Genomic DNA, 17,814 nt, shown 5'->3' with positions numbered 1-17,814 from the left:
GTGGAACGCGCCGATCGACCCAGGAGGACCCCATGCACGCCCCAAAACTCTTCGTCGACTCCGCCGACCAGCGCGCGACGGAGGACCTCTTTGCCACCGGCGCGTTCATGGGACTGACGACCAACCCCACCATTCTCGAGCGCGGCGGGGCCGTCACGGCCGACCTCCCGCGGATCAACCGGTGGGCGCGGGCCGCCGGCGCCCGGGAGGTGTGCCTCCAGACCTGGGGGGAGACGCGCGAGGAGCTCCTCGCCAACGCCTCCCACCTGCTCGACGTCGATGCGCGCACCATCGTCAAGGTCCCGTGCACGGTGGTCGGCGTCCCGGCCGCGGCCACGCTCGTCGGCCAGGGCGTCGAGGTCCTGCTCACCGCGGTGTACCGCCCGAGCCAGATGGTCGTGGCGTGCAGCATCGGGGCACGCTACGTGGCCCCCTACGTCGGCCGGATGGCCGACTCCGGCGCCGACGCCCTCGCCGACGTCGTGGCGATGCACGAGATCGCCGCCGGTGGCCGCACCGAGGTCCTCGCGGCCAGCCTCCGCACGGCTGATGACGCGGCACGCCTCGCTGCCGCGGGCATCCCGGCGTTCACCCTGTCCCCGTCCGTCGCCTGGGAGCTGGTCCGGGACGAGCGCTCCGACGCTGCCACGGAGGTCTTCGAGGCGACGATGGCCCGGCTCGGCCGCGTCTGAACCACCTCCGGCCGGGCAGCGTCGGTCAGCCCACCAATTGCGAACTCAGGGGGCGGGGGCGAGGGCCGGCACCGCGCCGCGGCCCGCACTCGTGAGGGTCGCCTGGCCGAGGACGCGCGTGCCGGCGTAGACCACCACCGACTGACCCGGCGCCATGCCGCGCAGCGGGGTGTCGAGCTGCACGAGGAGCGTGTCGCCGTCGCGGCGGACCCGCGCGGGGGTCGGGGTGCCGTGGGCGCGAACCTGGACCTGCGCCGTCGTCCAGTTCCCGGCGGGGACGTCGCCCGCGAGCCAGACGGTCTGGTCGGCGGCGAGCTCGGTGACCGAGAGGAGCTCCCCGGGACCGACGACGACCGTGTTGGCGCGCGGGTCGGTGCGCAGCACGTAGCGGGGCTTGCCGTCGGCCGCGGGCCGGCCCAGGGCCAGGCCCTTGCGCTGCCCGACGGTGTAGGCGTAGGCGCCGTCGTGGCGGCCGACCTCGTTGCCCTCGTGGTCGAGGACGGCACCCGGCTGGGCGCCGAGGCGGTCGCGGAGGAAGCCCTGGGTGTCGCCGTCGGCGACGAAGCAGATGTCGTAGGAGTCCGGCTTGGCCGAGACCGACAGCCCGCGAACGGCGGCTTCGGCGCGCACCTCGTCCTTGGAGGCGACGTCACCGAGCGGGAAGAGCGAGCGGGCGAGGCGGTCGGCGCCCATGACGGCGAGGACGTAGGACTGGTCCTTGGCGAGGTCGGCGGCGCGGTGGAGCTCACGAGCGCCGCCGGGCCCCTCGACGATGCGCGCGTAGTGGCCGGTGGCGACGGCGTCGAAGCCGAGCGCGAGCCCGCGGTCGAGCAGGGCGGAGAACTTGATGTGCTCGTTGCAGCGCACGCAGGGGTTGGGGGTGCGGCCGGCGGCGTACTCGGAGAGGAAGTCGGCGACGACGGTCTCCTCGAACTCCTCCGACAGGTCCCACACGTAGTACGGGATGCCGAGGACGTCGGCGGCCCGGCGGGCGTCGGAGGCGTCCTCGATGGAGCAGCAGCCGCGGGAGCCGGTGCGGTGCTGGGCCCGCGAGCGCGACAGCGCCATGTGGACGCCGACGACGTCGTGCCCCGCCTCGACGGCGCGCGCGGCCGCGACGGCGGAGTCCACCCCGCCGGACAGTGCTGCGAGTACGCGCATGCGTATCGACCCCTTTCCGTGTGCCCCCACGAGGGTACGGCCCGCCGACGACCTCACCGCGATCCGTGCCGCGGTCGCTGCTTCCTCGAGGCGGCGACCGCCGAGCTTACGCGCCTACCTCCGGCCGCGGCGTCCGGGTCGCCACCCGGTCGCGCGCCACGGGCGCGCACCCCCGACGATGGGAGGCATGCCGACCCGACTCTCGTGGCACTTCACCGGACGCATCGCGGGCTGGGGCACCCCCGGGGGCACCCGGTTCGTCCTCGGCGCCTGGCACGACTCCCCGCTCGGAGCCTTCGCCGACGTCATGGTCGAGCGGCGCGACGGGCACCGGGTCCTCCTCGCGCCGTCGGCGGAGGTGGCCGACTTCGTCGCCTCCACCTACACCTTCGACTCCACGGTACTCACCTCCGTCACGGTCACGGTGGACGGGCGGCCGCTCGCGGCGGCCCCCAGCGCGGCGGGGCAGACGGTGCGGGTCGACGCCGGCCCGCTGCGGGCACGGCTGCACGTGGGCAAGCGACCCTGGCTGGGCCGGGTGCTCCGGCTGGTGCCCGGCCCTGTCGCTACCGCCCCGGCACTCACCCGGGTCACCGACCCGGCCGCCCGGGTGCTGCTGCGCGGTGTCCGGACCCGCGGCTCCGCGGGTGGCGGACGCACCGAGTACTACGGCGCCCGCGACCTCCACCGGGTCCTCGCCGCCGAGACCACGTGGGAGGGCGCCGACCTCGGACCTCTCCACCCGCTGGACCCGCCCGTGCGCTTCGGCTTCGGCTCGACACCGCGCGCACCGAGCGTCACCGACCTCACGACGACGGTACGCCTGCCGCGGTAGCGCGCCGGCTCAGGTCCAGCGGAAGAGCCGGGCGGCGAGCACCCCGGTCACCACGGCCCACACACCGAGTGCTACCAGGTGCGCCGTCTCGGGCTGCGCGCCGGTCCACGCCGCCGCGAGCGCCGCGTTGCCGGCGCCGTAGGGCAGCGCCTCACCGACGGTCTGCATCGCCTGGGGCAGCGTCGCGATCGGCCCGAGGCCCCCGCCGAGGGCGAGCATGAGGAAGAAGGCCACCAGACCGAGGGCGAGCGCGGCGTTGACGGTGGGCGCGACGGCGGCGACCAGCGCGCCGATGCCGTACATCGCGGCGAGGAGTAGCGCCCCCACGAACAGTGCCCAGCCCAGACCCTCCGGCAGGGTGACCCCGAAGAAGACGGCGCCGATCACCATCATGAGCCCGACGCCGAGCAGGATCTGCACCAGGCTCACGGCCATCTGGGCGACGAGGATCAGCGCCGGGCGGGCGGGCGTCGCGGCGAGCCGCCGCAGCACCCCGTACCTGCGGTAGCTCGAGAGGAACGAGGGCATGTTCACGACGCCGACGAGGGTGACGACCATGGAGATCGTCAGCGGCATGATGATCGCGTTCATCACGGTGCCACCGCCGGGCAGCACCTGCTCGCCGTCCTGACCGAGGCCGTTCATCACGAGGAGTAGGACGGGGAAGCCGATCGGGACGATGAGCCCGGAGGTGTCGCGGACGATCATCCGTGCCTCGGCGAGGAGCATCTGGCCCCAGGCGGCGGCCGGGAGCCGGCGGGCGGGCGGCAACGTCGTCGTGGTCATCGTGGGCTCCTTCTCAGGTGAGGTCGGGGTCGTCCACCGGCTCACCGAGCTCCTGGCCGGTGAGCTGGAGGAACGCGTCGTCGAGGGTGGCGGTGCGGGTGCGGAAGTCGGTCGCGGGGACACCGTGGCGCACGAGCGCCGAGGTGATGCCCGTGACGAGGTCACCGCGACCGTCCACCCGGACTTCGTCACCGTCGACGACGACGTCGGTGACGCCTGGCAGTGCCGCGAGCACGGCCGGGTCGAGGGGCCCGTGCGCCCGGAAGTCCACGCCCTCCGCGCCGTCGACGCCCGCGACGAGAGCGGCCGGGCTGTCGAGGGCGACGAGCTTCCCGCCGTCGAGGACGGCGACACGGTCGCTCAGCCGCTCGGCCTCCTCCATGAAGTGACTGACGAGGACCACGGTGAGGCCCTCCTCGCGCATCTCCTCGACCAGCCGCCACATGTCGCGCCGCGCAGGGGAGTCCAGGCCCGTGGTGAGCTCGTCGAGCACGGCGAGCCGCGGCTTGCCGACGAGCGCGAGCGCGATGTTGAGGCGCTGGTACTGGCCTCCGGAGAGGTTCTCCGACCGCGTGTCGCGCACCCCAGCCAGACCAAGTCTCTCGACGAGTGGGTCCGGGTCGAGTCCCTCCCGGTAGAAGGAGCGGTACATCCGTACCAGCTCGATCACCGTGAGGTTCATGTGGAGGTACCCCTTCTGGAGCTGCACCCCGACAACCTGCTGTACCCGCGCACGCTCGCGTCGCGGGTCCACCCCGAGCACCCGGACCCGGCCGCCGTCGGGCCGACGCAGGCCGAGCGCGCACTCGACCGTCGTCGTCTTCCCCGCGCCGTTGCGGCCGAGGACCCCAAGGATCTCCCCGGCCTCGACGGTGAGGCTCACGCCGTCGACGACGGCGCGGCCGCTGTAGACCTTGCGCAGGTCCTCGATCTCGACAACCGGCACGGGTCCTCCTCGGGTGGTCGGTGCGGTACGTCCACCACGCTAGGAAGCGGCCCCGTGGCGGCACATCTGCCGGTCGTCATCGGCCCGGGCCATGACTTCCGGCACCTGTTTCGGCCCACGGGCGACTGACTAGGGTGGCCGTATGGAGCGCACCGGCCGGGTCCAGGTCTGGGCCGGCGTCAGCATGCTCGTCCTGTGCGTGGTCGTCGGCGCGGTCGAGGGGGCCACGGTGCTCGCGGCCGGGTCGTGGGCCTACCTCGTGCCGTGGCTCGTCGCGTTCGTCGGCTACCTCGTCACTCTCGTGCTCGCGTCCGCGCGCAGCACGCCGGCCACGTCGCGCGGACGGCTGCTGCTCGTCGCTCCGCCCGTGCTGCTCATCAACGTCGTCGTCCTGCTCTCCCCCAGTCGCGGCGGACCCGCCCTCATCCTCCTCGTGCTCACCGCTGCCATCGCCGCCCTCCACCTGGGCGCCCGCGGCATCGCCGGCGTCATCGCGTGGAACTCCACCGTCGTCCTCGCGACGGGTGCGGCACTCGGGCCGCTCGTCAACACCGCCAACCGGCCCGTCGAGCTCCTCCTCATGACCGTCCTGTACACGCTGCTGCAGGCCGCAACCGCCGCCATGGTGTGGTCCCAGCGCCGGGTGGAGCAGGCACTCGCGGACCTCTCCGTCACCCACGTCGAGCTCCGGAGCACGAGCGCGCTCCTCGCCGAGTCGAGCCAGGCGCAGGAGCGGCTGCGCATCTCGCGCGAGCTCCACGACGTCCTCGGCCACCAGCTCACCGTGCTCGCGGTGGAGCTCGAGGTCGCCAGCCACCAGGTCGAGGGCCCGGCGCGCGACCACGTCCACCGCGCCCGCGGGCTGGCCAAGGAGCTGCTCGCCGACGTCCGCTCCGTCGTCGGGACCCAGCGCGAGCGCACCTTCGACCTGCCGGCCGTGCTGGCCGGGGTCGTCGAGGAGATACCCCGCCCGCGCGTCCACCTCGACGTCGAGGCGGGCCTCGAGGTCGACGACGACCACGCCGTCGCGCTCGTCCGGGCCGTGCAGGAGATCGCCACCAACGCCATCCGCCACGCCGAGGCGGAGAACCTGTGGATCACCCTCCACCCCGACGGCGGCGCCGTGCGGCTGGAGGCCCACGACGACGGCTGGGGCGCCGCACCCCTCACGCCCGGCCACGGTCTCACCGGCCTGCGCGAGCGCGCCGAGGCGCTGGGCGGGCGCGTCCGGGTCGACGGGAGCTCCGGCTTCCGGGTGAGCGTCGAGCTCCCCGTGCGCCAGGAGGCGGTCGTGTGATCCGCGTCGTCGTCACCGACGACCAGGCCCTCATGCGCCAGGGGCTGGCGAGCCTGCTCGTCCTGAGCAGCGACGTCGAGGTGGTGGGCAACGCGGGTGACGGTGACGAGGCGCTGGAGCGGGTGACCGAGCTCGAGCCGGACGTCCTCCTACTCGACCTGCGCATGCCCGGCCGCGACGGCATCGCCACCCTCGAGGCGCTGCGCGACCGCGGCAGCGACGTCCCTGTGCTCGTGCTCACCACCTTCGACGACGACGAGCTCGTCCTGCGGGCCCTGCGCGCCGGTGCCCGGGGCTACCTGCTCAAGGACGTCGCCCTGGAGGAGCTCGTCGGGGCGATCCGCACCCTCGCCGCCGGGGGCACGCTGGTCCAGCCGGCACTCACCGACCGGCTGCTGCGCGGCATCGGGTCGCACCCGCAGCCGGACGACTTCGCCCACCTGCCCACCCCTGAGCCGCTCACCCCGCGCGAGACGGAGATCCTGCGCCTGCTCGCCAGCGGCTTCAGCAACCGGGAGATCGCCGAGGCGCTCTTCCTCGCCGAGGGCACCGTGAAGAACCACATCTCCACCGTGCTGGCCAAGCTCGGCGTGCGGGACCGGACCCGCGCCGTCCTGCGGGCGCTGCACCTGGGGCTCCTCGCGGCGCCGTCGTCCTAGTCGCCGCCCAGCCCCGCCTCCCGGGCGAGCACGACGGCGGCCGACCGATGCGGTAACGCCAGCTTCGCGAGAATGGTGGCGACGTGGTTGCGCACGGTCTTGCTGCTGAGCACGAGCCGACGGGCGATGGTTGCGTTGTCGAGCCCGCGGGCGAGGAGGTCGAGCACCTCCCGCTCGCGCGCGGTGAGCTCGGGGAACGGCAGCCGCACCGCGGCCCGCCCCGGGGCGAGCGCGGACAGCGCCCGCGCCGCGACCTCCCGCCCGAGGATCACCTCCCCGTGCGCGACCGCCCGCACCGCCCGCTCCACCTCCTCCGGTCCGGCCGACTTGAGCAGGTACCCGCGAGCGCCCACGCGCAGCGCCGCGGCCACCGACGCGTCGTCCTCGCTCATCGTGACGACGAGGACGGCGAGAGCGGGGTCGCGGACGACGAGCTCGCGGGTGAGGTCGATGCCGGACCCGTCCCCGAGGTGGAGGTCCATGAGGACGACGTCGGCCCCGCCGGGCACGACGACCTCGCGCGCCCGGGCGGCGGAGTCGGCCTGCCCGACGACGTCGACCCCCGGCAGCGAGGACAGCAGCCCGGCCATCCCGAGCCGGAAGACGGGGTGGTCGTCGACGACGACGACCCGCAGCGCGCTCACCGGCTCGCCTCGAGCGCGGGCGCGAGCGGGAGGAGGGCCTCCACGACGGTGCCCCCGCCCGGCGGCCCGTCGACCCGCAGGGAACCACCCAGCTCCTCGGCCCGCTCGCGCATCGCCCGCGTGCCGACACCAGCCGGCGTCCCGGGCACGCGGCCCACGCCGTCGTCACGGCACACAACCCGCAGGACCGCGCCGTCCACCCCGACCTCGACGTCGCAGCCTTCGGCGCCGCTGTGCCGGGCAGCGTTGAGGACGGCCTCGGCGGCGATGCCGTAGGCCGCGGCGGCCACGGGCGCGGGCAGGGCGCCCGGCACGTCCGCGTGCAGCCGCACGGCGAAGCCGCTGTCGGCGTGCCGGGTGACGAGCTCGCGCAGCGCCGGCTGCAGGCCGAGCTCCTCGAGCACGGGCGGCAGGAGGGTCCGCGCGACGATGCGCACGTCCTCCACCCGCCGGTCCAGCTCCCCCTGGAGCGCGGCGAGCATCGCCCGGGCTCCCTCGGGGTCGGTCCCGACGAGGTTCGCGACGCCGCCGAGCCCGAGGCGCAGCCCGGCGAGCGAGGGGCCCAGGCCGTCGTGGAGCTCGCGGCGGATGACCTGCCGCTCCTGCAGCCGGGCGCGGGTGAGCCGCTCGCGGGTGCGCGCGAGCTCGTCGGCGGTGCGCCGCAGCAGCAACCCGGCCGCGACGACGGCGGACAGCTCGTCCAGCGCCCGCCGGGTGCGGACGTCGAGCACCTCCCCCGGCCGGGCGGTGACGAGGAGCGTGCCGACCGGCCCGCCCGCGGCCGCGAGGGGCAGCGCGGTGGGCTCCGCCGTCGCCGTCCCCGCCGTCGCGAGGACCGTCCCGTCCTCCCCCCGCGCGGCCACCGACTCCAGGCGCAGGGCGGTGCGCACGCTGCCGACGAGCGAGTCGAGGAGGCGGTCGTCGGCGCGGCGCAGCTCCCCGCCCATGCGGGCGGCCACGCGCGTGGGGTCGCCCGCGGCCCCGTAGACGAGGCGGTGGACCCGCGGCTCGAGCCACAGCCGGCTCGGCTGGACGGCGACGACGACGGCGGCCGCCGCGAGGGTCTGCGCCCACCCCTCCCCGGGCACCACCCCGCCGAGGAGGACGCTGGCGACGAGGTAGGTGGCCGAGAGCCCCACGGTGAGCGCGCCGGTCAGCACGGTGCGACTCACCGCGACCTCGATGCCCCACAGCCGCTGGCGCAGGACGACGGCGAGCACCGCCGCGGGGAAGAGCGCCTGGCTGACGAGGTGGAGCGCCGGGGTCAGCCACAGCGGCACCGGGCCGGCCGGCAGCAGGAGGGGGACGAAGGAGACGGCCAGGACCAGGGTGCCGAGTGCGAGCCAGCCCAGCCCCACGGCGTCGGGAGCGGAGGCGCGCCGCCGTCGCCGCTCGACGCCGGCCGCCGTCACCAGCCCCCACACGACCGCGGCCCCGAGGCTGACGTAGAACGCGGTGGACAGCAGGCGGACGGACAGCACGGTCGCGCCGACGGCGAGCACCGCCCCGATCCCCGGGCCCCACCACGGTGCGTCCGCCGGGCGCTCGCGCACGAGCCACGGGACGACGAGGAAGAGACCGAGCGTCCCCGGCACCCAGGCCCAGGAGAAGGCGGAGGCGAAGGGCTCGAGGTCCAGGCCGCGGGCGGTGGCGAGCACCCGCCACCCGCCCGCGGCCGCCGACAGCCCGCCGCCGAGCGCGGCGCCGGCGAGGAGGTAGCCGACGACGTGCCGTCGCCGCGTGAGGACGAGCGCCGAGGTGAGCCCGTAGACGAGGGCGACCGTGGCGTCGACGACGAGGAAGAGCGCGTCCTCGCCGAGGACCGGGCGCGCCGCGACGAACATCGCCGTGCCCGCCACCGCGAGGAGGGCAGCCGCACCGCCGAGCACCACGCCGGGGACCTCGGACGAGAGCCGTCCGAGGTCCGGGCGCACAGCCACCGCGCGGGGCATGGGTGAACTGTAGGGCTGCGCGGTGCGGGTCAGGAGCGGTTCCGGAGCATCGCGACGGCGAGGACGAGCAGCAGCAGCGGGCCGACGAAGCCGGCCATGTACTGCAACGGCGAGACACCGAGCAGGAGGGTGAGCCCGCCGAGCGCCAGGCTCGCCACGCCGAGGCCACGGCCGGCGGCGCCGTGGCGCAGGGCGGCGACCCCGACGGCGAGGCCGCTGACCCCCGCCGTCACCCACAGCCAGGAGATCGTCGCGACCCAGTGGGAGTAGAAGGACGCGTCGCTGGGGACGAGCATCTCCGGGGTGAGGAAGCCGAAGACGAACTCGGTGTTGAGCCCGGAACCGAGGACGAGGACGGCCGAGAGGACGACGAGCCCGAGCATCGCGACGAGGCCGTGGAGCGAGCCGCCCGGGGTGCGGGACGCCAGGCGCCGGTACAGGCCGGCGGCGAAGGGGAGGAGGAGGACGGCGGCGAGGACCGTCGTCACGTGGAAGCCGAGGAGCTGGGGCACCACGGTGGTGTAGTGGCCGACGACGGCCTCCGGGGTGAGCAGGGTGCCGGTCTCGTAGGGGGGCGAGACGGCGAGCGAGAACCAGATGCCGGCGCCACCGCTGACGGCGGCGCCGAGGCCGGACAGGGCCCAGGCCCGGCCGGCGGGTGCCGGCCGGGTCTGCGGGGTGGACGTCGTCTCGCTGGGGACCGTGGTGGACACGGGGAACCTCCTTGGGCCCGCGACCACAGGCGGCCACCGTGACCGCTCCGCGCGGGCTCCGGGAGTACGCTCCGGCGCCCGGCGTCCCGGGCGACAGGGGCGCGTGTCCCGACCTTCCGGGCACCTGCGCCGGGCGGGCGAGCGCCACGTGGACGGCAGGCGTCCGGCCGGCGGATGAGAGGTGTCTCATCCGCCCGTCACGGTGGCCTCACCTGGGTCCGGTGAACTTCCTGGCATGCCGCGGACCAGGTCCCCGGCGCGACGCAGAAGGGGGACCGCCATGACCACGACGACCACCAGGCCCGCCCGCCTGGCCGGCCCGCACCGGGGCACGGCGCCACGGGGCCGGCGCCTGCGCGTGGCGCTGTACTCCCACGACGCCCTCGGTCTCGGTCACGTCCGCCGCAACCTCGCCATCGCCCGCGCGCTCACCACCCTCGACCCGGCGCCGGACGTCCTCCTCCTCACCGGTGCCCCCGAGGCCGTCACCGCCCACCGGCCCGCGCACTGCGACCTCGTCTCCCTGCCCGCCCTCGCCAAGGACGCCACCGGCGCCTACTCCGCCCGCCACCTCTCGGTCGACGAGGCGCACATCCGGCACATGCGGCGCAGCGTCCTCACCGCGGCGCTGTCCTCCTTCCGGCCCGACGTCCTCGTCGTCGACAAGCACCCCCGCGGCTTCCTCGGCGAGCTCGAGCCCGCCCTCGACCTGCTCCGCCGCGCCGGCACCCGCGTGGTCCTGGGCCTGCGCGACGTCCTGGACGACGCCGTCACCTCGCGCCGCGAGTGGGACACCGACCGCGGGGACCAGGCGCTGCGCCGCTGGTACGACCAGGTGTGGGTCTACGGCGACCGCGCGGTCCACGACCTCACCGCCGAGCTCGGCCTGCCCGCCGCGCGCACCGTCCACACCGGCTACCTCGCCACCGGCCGGCACAGCGGGCCGCCCGTCACCGAGGTCGAGGACCCCTACGTCCTGGCGATGGTCGGCGGCGGGTCCGACGGCGCCCACCTCGCCGAGGCCTTCGCCCGGACCGCCGTGCCGGCCGGCCACCACGGCGTCCTCGTCACCGGCCCGCAGATGCCCGCCGCCGACGTGCGCCGCGTCGCGGAGATCGCCGCCCAGCGCACCGACCTCACCGTCCGCACCTACGTCGAGGACGCCGAGGCGCTCATCGGGGGCGCGGCCGCCGTCGTCGCGATGGGCGGGTACAACACCGTGTGCGAGGCACTCGCCCGCGGTGCCCGGCTGCTCGTCGTGCCCCGCGTGCGCCCCCGCCAGGAGCAGCTCGTGCGCGCCCGCCTGCTCACCGCCGTCGGCGTCCTCGACCACCTGCCCCCGGGGCGACTCGACCCGCCCGCCCTGGAGCGGTGGCTCGCCCGCGCCGTCACCGTCCCTCCCGACGGCGGGGGGCCCGGCGACGTCGTCGACCTCGACGGCCTCGCCCGCCTCCCCCACCTGCTCGCCAGCCTCGTCGCCATGAAGGAGGAGACCGATGTCGCCTGAGCGGATCGGCTACGTGCTCAAGATGTACCCCCGGTTCTCCGAGACCTTCGTCGTCTCCGAGCTCCTCGGCCGCGAGGAGCGGGGCGCGGACCTCGAGGTGTTCTCGCTGCGCCCGCCGGTGGACCCGCGATTCCACGGCGCGCTCGCCGAGGTCCGCGCGCCGGTCACCTACGTGCCCCGGGCACGCCGGCCCGAGGAGCTGTGGGGCGCGCTGCGAGCCGCCGCCCCGGAGCTGCCGCTGCTCCACCACGCGCTGCCCGAGCTCCTCGCGGCGGACGCCTCGGACGCCGGCCAGGCGCTCTCGCTCGCCGTCCTGGTCGCGCGCCGCGGCATCTCCCACCTGCACGCGCACTTCGCCTCGCTCGCGACGACGGTCGCGCGGCTCACCTCGCTCCTCACCGGCGTGCCGTACTCCTTCACCGCGCACGCCAAGGACATCTTCCACTCCTCGGTGGACCCCGCGGACCTCGCCCGCAAGATCGCCGGCGCCCACCACGTCGTGACGATCAGCGACTTCAACGAGCGCCACCTGCGCAGCACCTACCCCGAGGCGGTCGCCGCCACCCGGCTGCACCGGATCTACAACGGGCTGGGTCTCGGCGACTTCCCCTTCGCGCCGCGGGCCGCCGGCGACGACGGCGGGACGGACGTCGTCGCCGTCGGTCGCCTCGTGGAGAAGAAGGGCTTCGACGTCCTCGTCGACGCGCTCGCCCACCTGCGCGACCGCGGCCGGCCGCTGCGCTGCCGCATCGTCGGCGGCGGGGAGAAGGAGGCCGTGCTGCGCGCGCAGGTCGCGGCGCTCGGCCTCGAGCGGCTCGTCGAGCTCACCGGCCCGCTGCCCCAGCACGAGGTGCGCGCGCACGTCGCGAGCGCGGGCGTGTTCGCCGCGCCCTGCGTCGTCGGCTCCGACGGCAACGCCGACGGCCTGCCGACCGTGCTGCTCGAGGCGATGGCACTGGGCACCCCGTGCGTGTCGACCGACGTCACCGGCATCACCGAGGCCGTGCGGCACGAGGAGACGGGGCTGGAGGTGGCGCAGCGCGACCCCGTCGGCCTCGCGGACGCGATCGTCCGCCTGCTCGACGACGCCGCCCTGCGCGACCGGCTGACCCGCACCGCCCGCGCGCTCGTCGAGCGCGAGTTCGACACGGCACGCCAGGTCGAGGCCCTCGAGGCCGCCGTCCGGGCGAGCGACAGCTCAGCTCCCGCCGAGGCCGGCCCCCCCACCGCCGACAGCCGACTTACCGCCGACAGCCGAGTTACCGCCGACAGCCGACCTACCGCCGACAGCCCACTTACCGCCGACAGCCGAGTTACCGCCGACAGCCGAGTTACCGCCGACAGCCGAGTTACCGCCGACAGCCGAGTTGTCGCCGACAGCTGGATCTCGCCCGTCCAGGAGGTGCGCTGATGCGAGTCGCCTACGTCTGCGCCGATCCCGGCATCGCGGTCTTCGGCGCCAAGGGAGCCTCCGTCCACGTCCAGGAGGTCGTGCGGGTCCTTCTCGAGGCCGGGCACGCCGTCGACCTCTTCTGCCGCCGCACCGGTGGGGAGCCGTGGCCCGCCGCCGCGGCGGCCCGCGCTGACGGCCGGCTCACCGTCCACGAGCTCGGCCGGATCGACGGCACCGGTCCCGCCGACCGCGAGCGCCGCGCGCTGGTCGCCGACCGGGACGTCCTCGCCGCGCTCACCGCCGCCGGTCCCTTCGACGCCGTCTACGAGCGCTACTCCCTGTGGAGCACCGCCGGCACGGCCTACGCCCGGGAGCACGGCGTGCCCGCCGTCCTCGAGGTCAACGCGCCGCTGCCCGCCGAGCAGGCCCGCCACCGCGAACTCGTCCACGTCGCCGAGGCCCACGCCGTCGTCCGCCGGGCCGCCTCCGCCGCGAGCGCCGTCGTGTGCGTCTCCGAGCCCGTGGCCGCCTGGGTGCGAGAGCAGCTCGCCCACACCACGGGCCGGCCCGCCGTCGTCGTCGAGGCCAACGGGGTGGACGTCGACCGCATCGTCCCCGCCGTGAGCCGTGCGGACCGACCCTTGACCGTCGGCTTCGTCGGCACCCTCAAGCCCTGGCACGGGACAGGGACGCTGCTCGAGGCCCACGCCCTGCTGCGCCGCTCCGTGCCGGACGCGCGACTGCTGCTCGTCGGCGACGGTCCGCAGGCCGGGACGCTGCGGGAGCAGGCCCGCGCGCTCGGGATCTCCGGCGCCGTCGAGACGACCGGCGCCGTCGCGCCGGTGGACGTGCCCGCCCAGCTCCACCGGATGGACGTCGCCACCGCGCCCTACCCGGCGGCGGGCGAGAGCTATTTCTCCCCCCTCAAGGTCTACGAGTACATGGCCGCGGGTCTGCCGGTCGTCGCCTCCGCGGTCGGGCAGCTGCCCACCGTCGTCGAGCACGCACGTACCGGTTTCCTCGTCCCGGGGTCGGACCCGACGGCGCTGGCCGCGACGCTCCGCGGGCTCGCCACCGACCGCGCGCTGCGCGAGCGGGTCGGGGCCGCGGCGCGTGAGCACGTGGCCTCGCGGCACACGTGGGGCCACGTCGTCGAGCGCTCGCTCGCCGCCGCGGGGCTGAGGCTGGATGTCGACAAGTCGGCTCTCGGCGACAAGTCGGCTCTCGGCGACACGTCGGCTGTCGGCGGCACGTCGGCTGTCGGTGGGACGTCGGGACTCGGTGCGAGGGACCGCGTGGGGGTGGGCGGCTGATGGCGTCGCGCAAGCCCGCCGCGGAGCTGCGCTCGATCGTGCCCTCGCTCCGGCGGATCTGGTCCTTCCTGCGCCCCCACCTGCGGCCCCACCGCAGGGTCGTCGCCGGCGGCTTCGTCGCGCTCTTCGCCGAGGTGGCCTTCCGGCTCCTCGAGCCGTGGCCGCTGAAGTTCGTCATCGACGCCGTCATCGCGCCCGGCGCCGCGCAGGACCCGGGACTCGTCACGCTCCTCGTCTGGGCCGCTCTCGCCGTCGTGGCCGTCGCCGGGCTGCGCGCCCTGTCCGCGTACCTCATGACGGTCCTCTTCGCGCTCGCCGGCACCCGTGCGATGACCTCGGTGCGCGCGGAGGTGTACGCCCACGTGCTGCGCCTGTCCCTGCGCTTCCACAGCTCCGCGCGCGGGGGCGACCTCATCACCCGGCTCGTCACCGACGTCGGGCGGCTGCGCGACGTCGCGGTGACCGCCGCGATGCCGCTCATCGGCAACGTCGTCACCCTCGTCGCGATGGTGACGGTCATGGTGGTCCTCGACTGGCGCCTGGCGCTCGTCGTCGTCGCCGCGTTCCCCCTGTTCGCGCTGTCCTCCTCCCGCTCCACCCGCAAGATCACCTCCGCCTCGCGCCAGCAGCGGCGCCGCGAGGGCGACCTCGCCGGCGCGGCCGGCGAGTCGCTCGGCGCGATCAAGGTCGTCCAGGCCTACTCCCTCGCCGAGCGGCTCGAGTCCACGTTCGCGGCCTCGAACGCCAAGGAGCTCACGGAGGGCGTGCGGGCCACCCGCCTCTCCGCGGCGCTCGAGCGCAAGACCGACCTCCTCGTCGGGCTGGCCACCGGCATCGTCCTCCTCGTCGGCGGCTGGTCGGTCGTCCAGGGACGGCTCACCCCCGGTGAGCTCGTCGTGTTCGTCCAGTACCTCAAGAGCGCGTTCAAGCCGATGCGGGACCTGGCGAAGTACACCGGGCGCATCGCCAAGGCCGCCGCCTCGGGCGAGCGGATCCTCGACATCATGCACACCGAGCAGGACGTCACCGACTCCGCCCGGGCCTACACGATCAAGCGGCTGGCCGGGGAGATCCGCCTCGAGGGCGTCAGCGCCTCCTACACCGGCACCGACCGGGCACTGGACGACGTGTCACTGCGCATCCTCCCCGGGACGAAGGTCGCCGTCGTCGGGCACTCCGGCTCGGGGAAGTCGACGCTCGCGGGCCTGCTGCTGCGGCTGCAGGACCCGGTGAGCGGCGCGGTCAGGCTCGACGGCCACGACCTGCGCGACGTCACCCTCGAGTCGTTGCGCGCCCACGTGGCCGTCGTGCTCCAGGAGTCGGTCCTCTTCCACGGCACGATCGCCGAGAACATCGAGATGGGCCGGCCCGGCGCCACCCCGGAGGAGGTCGAGGCCGCCGCCCGCGCCGCGAACGCCCACGAGTTCATCTCCCGGCTCCCCGAGGGCTACGGGACGGTGGTGGGCGAGCGCGGCGACACCCTCTCCGGTGGGCAGCGCCAGCGGGTCGCCGTCGCGCGGGCCATGCTCCGCGACGCGGCCGTCATCATCCTCGACGAGGCGACCACCGGGCTGGACCCGAAGAGCTCCGCGGAGGTCTTCCAGGCCGTCGACCGGCTCGCGGCCGGCCGCACCACCGTCGTCATCACCCACACCCTGGCGGACGCGCTGGCCTGCGACGAGGTCGTCGTCCTCGACCACGGCCGGGTCGTCGAGCACGGCCGGCCCGCCGAGCTCATGGCGACGCCCGGCTCCCGGCTCGCGATGCTCGACCCGCAGCGGCACCGGCGGCCCGTCGTCGTCCCCCACCGGAAGGGGGCCTGATGCCCGGCCTCGCACCGGCGGACGCCCGCCTCGCCGTGTCCGACCCCGCACTCCCCGGCCTCGGGGAGGTGCTCGCTCCCCTCGGCCTCGTCGGCCGCCTCGCCCCGGGCTGGGGCGTGCGCGAGGCCCGCGTCGTCTACCTCCGGTACAAGCCGGGCACCTCCCTCCTCGCCGCCCTCGTCCTCACCGGCGACGACGGCGCCACCTCCTTCGCCCAGGCCCTCGCCCTGCGCCCGGGCGCGGCCGACAAGCTCGCCAAGGTGCGCCGCGGCGGGCAGGGCGACGACGTCGGCCGGGGCGCCGTCGTCGACGGCTCGCTCGCGGTCGCGCTCACCGACGTCACCGCCGACCGGCGGCTGCCCGGCGTGCGTCGCGTGCTGCGGGACGGCGACGGCGTCACGCCCCTGGTCTACCGGCCCGGCCGCCGCTGGGTGGCGCGGGTCGAGGCACCCGCCGGGCCGGCGGAGCTGGTACGGGTGTACCACCCGGGGGCGGTGAGCGGCGTGCCCGCCGGCCACCGTGCGCTCGCCGGCCTGCCGCTGCCCGCCGTGACGGCGGTGCGGCCCCGCCGCGGGACCGTCCGGACCGCCTGGGTGCCGGGACTCTCTCTCGACCGGCTCACCGGGACGGAGGAGCTGTGGGAACAGGCCGGCGCGCTCGCGGCGGCGGTGCACCGCCGCGCCGGCGTCGAGGGCCTGGGGCGCGTCGACCGCGCCGCCCGGCTGGCCAGGGCGACCGCGGCCGTCCGGTCCGTGGCGCCGGCGTGCGCCGGCTCCGCGCGGGACACAGCCGAACGGGTCCGCGCGGGGCTGGCCGGCCGCGAGGCGGTCACCGCGGTGCACGGTGACCTCTCGGCCGACCAGGTCGTCGTGCGGCCCGACCTCACCTCGGGGGCGTCCCCCGAGGCGGCGAGCCCCCGCCAGGCCCCGCTCACCCTCATCGACCTCGACCGGGTCGCGCTCGACGACCCGCTCACCGACCTCGCGTCCTGGTACGGCGCGCTCGTCGCCACCGGCGCGGCGGCGGGCGAGCCCGCGGAGGTGCTCGCCCCGCTCCTGGCCGGGTACACCCGCGCCGGCGGGGAGGTCGACGGCCGCGCGCTGCGCCTGCACTGCGCCGCGGCCGTCCTCCAGCGCGCCGTCGAGCCCTTCCGGCGCCACCGCGCCGACTGGCCGGACGCCGTCGCCCGTCTCGTCTCGGTCGCCGCGGGGCTCGCCGCATGAGCACCGACGTCCCCGCCCCCGCCGCGCGGCCCCGGCGGGCCACCGCCCGGCGTCCGCGCCGCCTCCCCGACGCCGTCGACGACGGCTCGCGCGGCTACCGCCTCGTGCGGGCCTGGCCGCGCGGCACCGAGCACGCGCTCGTCGAGCTCGCGGCGGAGGACGGCGCGACTGTCGCGGGCCAGTGGTTCGCCGACCCGGCCGCCCTCGCCGCCGCCGCGGCCGCCACGCCCGCACCGGCCCGGGCGGCGGGGGACGTCCTGCTCCAGCCGGAGGGTGCCGACTCACGGTTGCGCGCCCTGCCCGGCGTGCTCGCCGAGGCCGACGCCCGAATGGTGGCGCACCGCCCCGGGCGCCGCGCGGTCGTCCGCCTGGGCGCGCCGGACGGCCCGCCCCGGGCGTTCGTGAAGGTCGTGCGCGGGAGCAGGGCCGCCGACCTCGCGCGGCGCGGCGGCCTCGTCGCCGAGCTCGTGGGGGACGCGGTGCCCGTGCCGCGGCTGCTCGACGCCGCCGGGGTGGAGCGCGGGGTGCTGCGGTGGAGCGTCGTGCCCGGCCGCACCCTCCACGACCTCGGGGCGGGCCCGTGGGAGCCGGAGGCGGCGCGGGCGGCGTGGGAGGCCGCCGGGCGGGCCGTCCGCCACCTCCACGAGGCGCGCCCTGACCGGGTGGCGGCACGCCACGACGCCGCCGCGGAGCTCGGTGCGGTCGCGGACTGGCTCCACCCCGCCGTCGTCCACGGCCTGCTCGACCCCGCGCTCGTCGGCCGCGCCGGTGACCACGTGACGGCCGCGCTGGGCGACGCGCCCGCCGACCCCCTGCTCGGCGTCCTGCACCGCGACCTCCACGACAAGCAGCTCCTCCTCGACGGCGCCG

At 76.0% G+C, this 17,814-nt stretch carries 15 protein-coding genes; 9 read left to right on the top strand and 6 right to left on the bottom strand.

What is annotated here, in order from left to right:
* Positions 1-32 precede the first annotated feature (32 nt).
* Entirely contained in the window at positions 33-692 is a 660-nt protein-coding gene (locus GD632_RS02120; RefSeq protein ID WP_193311297.1) for a transaldolase family protein, read from the top strand.
* A 45-nt stretch (positions 693-737) separates the two neighbouring features.
* Here GD632_RS02120 and mnmA read toward each other — a convergent pair whose 3' ends face one another.
* Positions 738-1,853 carry a tRNA 2-thiouridine(34) synthase MnmA gene (gene mnmA / locus GD632_RS02115; RefSeq protein WP_152188145.1) on the bottom strand — a complete coding sequence of 372 codons (1,116 nt, stop codon included), beginning with the start codon at positions 1,851-1,853 and terminating at the stop codon, positions 738-740.
* 187 nt (positions 1,854-2,040) lie between these two features.
* Between mnmA and GD632_RS02110 the strand changes: the two genes are divergently transcribed.
* Positions 2,041-2,688, top strand: a complete 648-nt coding sequence (locus tag GD632_RS02110; RefSeq protein ID WP_152188143.1) for a hypothetical protein — start codon at positions 2,041-2,043, stop codon at positions 2,686-2,688.
* A 9-nt stretch (positions 2,689-2,697) separates the two neighbouring features.
* On the opposite strand, the gene GD632_RS02105 is transcribed toward GD632_RS02110, so the two are convergent.
* Together GD632_RS02105 and GD632_RS02100 are read right to left on the bottom strand one after the other, a co-directional pair.
* Positions 2,698-3,474 carry an ABC transporter permease gene (locus GD632_RS02105; protein ID WP_152188141.1) on the bottom strand — a complete coding sequence of 259 codons (777 nt, stop codon included), beginning with the start codon at positions 3,472-3,474 and terminating at the stop codon, positions 2,698-2,700.
* A gap of 13 nt (positions 3,475-3,487) precedes the next feature.
* Positions 3,488-4,420, bottom strand: coding sequence for an ABC transporter ATP-binding protein (locus tag GD632_RS02100; RefSeq protein WP_152188139.1), 933 nt, complete (start codon positions 4,418-4,420; stop codon positions 3,488-3,490).
* 142 nt (positions 4,421-4,562) lie between these two features.
* Between GD632_RS02100 and GD632_RS02095 the strand changes: the two genes are divergently transcribed.
* On the top strand, positions 4,563-5,717 hold the full coding sequence (locus GD632_RS02095) for a sensor histidine kinase (RefSeq protein WP_152188137.1): 1,155 nt from the start codon (positions 4,563-4,565) through the stop codon (positions 5,715-5,717).
* A complete protein-coding gene (locus tag GD632_RS02090) occupies positions 5,714-6,376 on the top strand; it encodes a response regulator (RefSeq protein WP_152188135.1) in 663 nt (220 codons plus the stop codon). The genes GD632_RS02095 and GD632_RS02090 overlap by 4 nt, the downstream gene beginning before the upstream one ends.
* Here GD632_RS02090 and GD632_RS02085 read toward each other — a convergent pair.
* From GD632_RS02085 to GD632_RS02075, 3 genes are read right to left on the bottom strand one after another with little or no spacing between them, the layout of a single operon-like run.
* The gene (locus GD632_RS02085; RefSeq protein ID WP_152188133.1) at positions 6,373-7,020 is read right to left on the bottom strand and encodes a response regulator; all 648 of its coding nucleotides are present in this window, start codon (positions 7,018-7,020) and stop codon (positions 6,373-6,375) included. The genes GD632_RS02090 and GD632_RS02085 overlap by 4 nt on opposite strands.
* Positions 7,017-8,972, bottom strand: a complete 1,956-nt coding sequence (locus GD632_RS02080) for a sensor histidine kinase (protein ID WP_152188130.1) — start codon at positions 8,970-8,972, stop codon at positions 7,017-7,019. The genes GD632_RS02085 and GD632_RS02080 overlap by 4 nt, the downstream gene beginning before the upstream one ends.
* A 29-nt stretch (positions 8,973-9,001) precedes the next feature.
* On the bottom strand, positions 9,002-9,685 hold the full coding sequence (locus tag GD632_RS02075; RefSeq protein ID WP_152188128.1) for a hypothetical protein: 684 nt from the start codon (positions 9,683-9,685) through the stop codon (positions 9,002-9,004).
* Between the two features lie 280 nt (positions 9,686-9,965).
* On the opposite strand from GD632_RS02075, the gene GD632_RS02070 reads away from it, so the two are divergent.
* The 5 genes from GD632_RS02070 to GD632_RS02050 are packed head-to-tail and all read left to right on the top strand — an operon-like array spanning position 9,966 to position 16,944.
* A complete protein-coding gene (locus GD632_RS02070; protein ID WP_193311296.1) occupies positions 9,966-11,192 on the top strand; it encodes a glycosyltransferase family protein in 1,227 nt (408 codons plus the stop codon).
* Positions 11,182-12,603: a glycosyltransferase gene (locus GD632_RS02065; RefSeq protein WP_226924419.1), complete on the top strand. Its 1,422-nt coding sequence runs from the start codon at positions 11,182-11,184 to the stop codon at positions 12,601-12,603. The genes GD632_RS02070 and GD632_RS02065 overlap by 11 nt, the downstream gene beginning before the upstream one ends.
* The gene (locus tag GD632_RS02060; protein ID WP_152188123.1) at positions 12,603-13,898 is read left to right on the top strand and encodes a glycosyltransferase family 4 protein; all 1,296 of its coding nucleotides are present in this window, start codon (positions 12,603-12,605) and stop codon (positions 13,896-13,898) included. The genes GD632_RS02065 and GD632_RS02060 overlap by 1 nt, the downstream gene beginning before the upstream one ends.
* Positions 13,898-15,721: an ABC transporter ATP-binding protein gene (locus GD632_RS02055; protein ID WP_152188121.1), complete on the top strand. Its 1,824-nt coding sequence runs from the start codon at positions 13,898-13,900 to the stop codon at positions 15,719-15,721. Before GD632_RS02060 ends, GD632_RS02055 begins: the two co-directional genes overlap by 1 nt.
* A complete protein-coding gene (locus GD632_RS02050) occupies positions 15,721-16,944 on the top strand; it encodes an aminoglycoside phosphotransferase/kinase family protein (protein ID WP_152188119.1) in 1,224 nt (407 codons plus the stop codon). The genes GD632_RS02055 and GD632_RS02050 overlap by 1 nt, the downstream gene beginning before the upstream one ends.
* The last annotated feature ends 870 nt before the right edge of the window (positions 16,945-17,814 follow it).

It is taken from the genome of Georgenia satyanarayanai, assembly GCF_009193135.1.
Lineage (GTDB): Bacteria > Actinomycetota > Actinomycetes > Actinomycetales > Actinomycetaceae > Oceanitalea > Oceanitalea satyanarayanai.
This window is presented reverse-complemented; position numbering and strand designations above follow the sequence as displayed.

Coding starts and splice junctions, on each gene's coding strand:
- GD632_RS02120 (WP_193311297.1), top strand. CDS start 33: ATGCACGCCCCAAAACTCTTCGTCGACTCCGCCGACCAGCGCGCGACG.
- mnmA (WP_152188145.1), bottom strand. CDS start 1,853: ATGCGCGTACTCGCAGCACTGTCCGGCGGGGTGGACTCCGCCGTCGCG.
- GD632_RS02110 (WP_152188143.1), top strand. CDS start 2,041: ATGCCGACCCGACTCTCGTGGCACTTCACCGGACGCATCGCGGGCTGG.
- GD632_RS02105 (WP_152188141.1), bottom strand. CDS start 3,474: ATGACCACGACGACGTTGCCGCCCGCCCGCCGGCTCCCGGCCGCCGCC.
- GD632_RS02095 (WP_152188137.1), top strand. CDS start 4,563: ATGGAGCGCACCGGCCGGGTCCAGGTCTGGGCCGGCGTCAGCATGCTC.
- GD632_RS02080 (WP_152188130.1), bottom strand. CDS start 8,972: ATGCCCCGCGCGGTGGCTGTGCGCCCGGACCTCGGACGGCTCTCGTCC.
- GD632_RS02070 (WP_193311296.1), top strand. CDS start 9,966: ATGACCACGACGACCACCAGGCCCGCCCGCCTGGCCGGCCCGCACCGG.
- GD632_RS02065 (WP_226924419.1), top strand. CDS start 11,182: ATGTCGCCTGAGCGGATCGGCTACGTGCTCAAGATGTACCCCCGGTTC.
- GD632_RS02060 (WP_152188123.1), top strand. CDS start 12,603: ATGCGAGTCGCCTACGTCTGCGCCGATCCCGGCATCGCGGTCTTCGGC.
- GD632_RS02055 (WP_152188121.1), top strand. CDS start 13,898: ATGGCGTCGCGCAAGCCCGCCGCGGAGCTGCGCTCGATCGTGCCCTCG.
- GD632_RS02050 (WP_152188119.1), top strand. CDS start 15,721: ATGCCCGGCCTCGCACCGGCGGACGCCCGCCTCGCCGTGTCCGACCCC.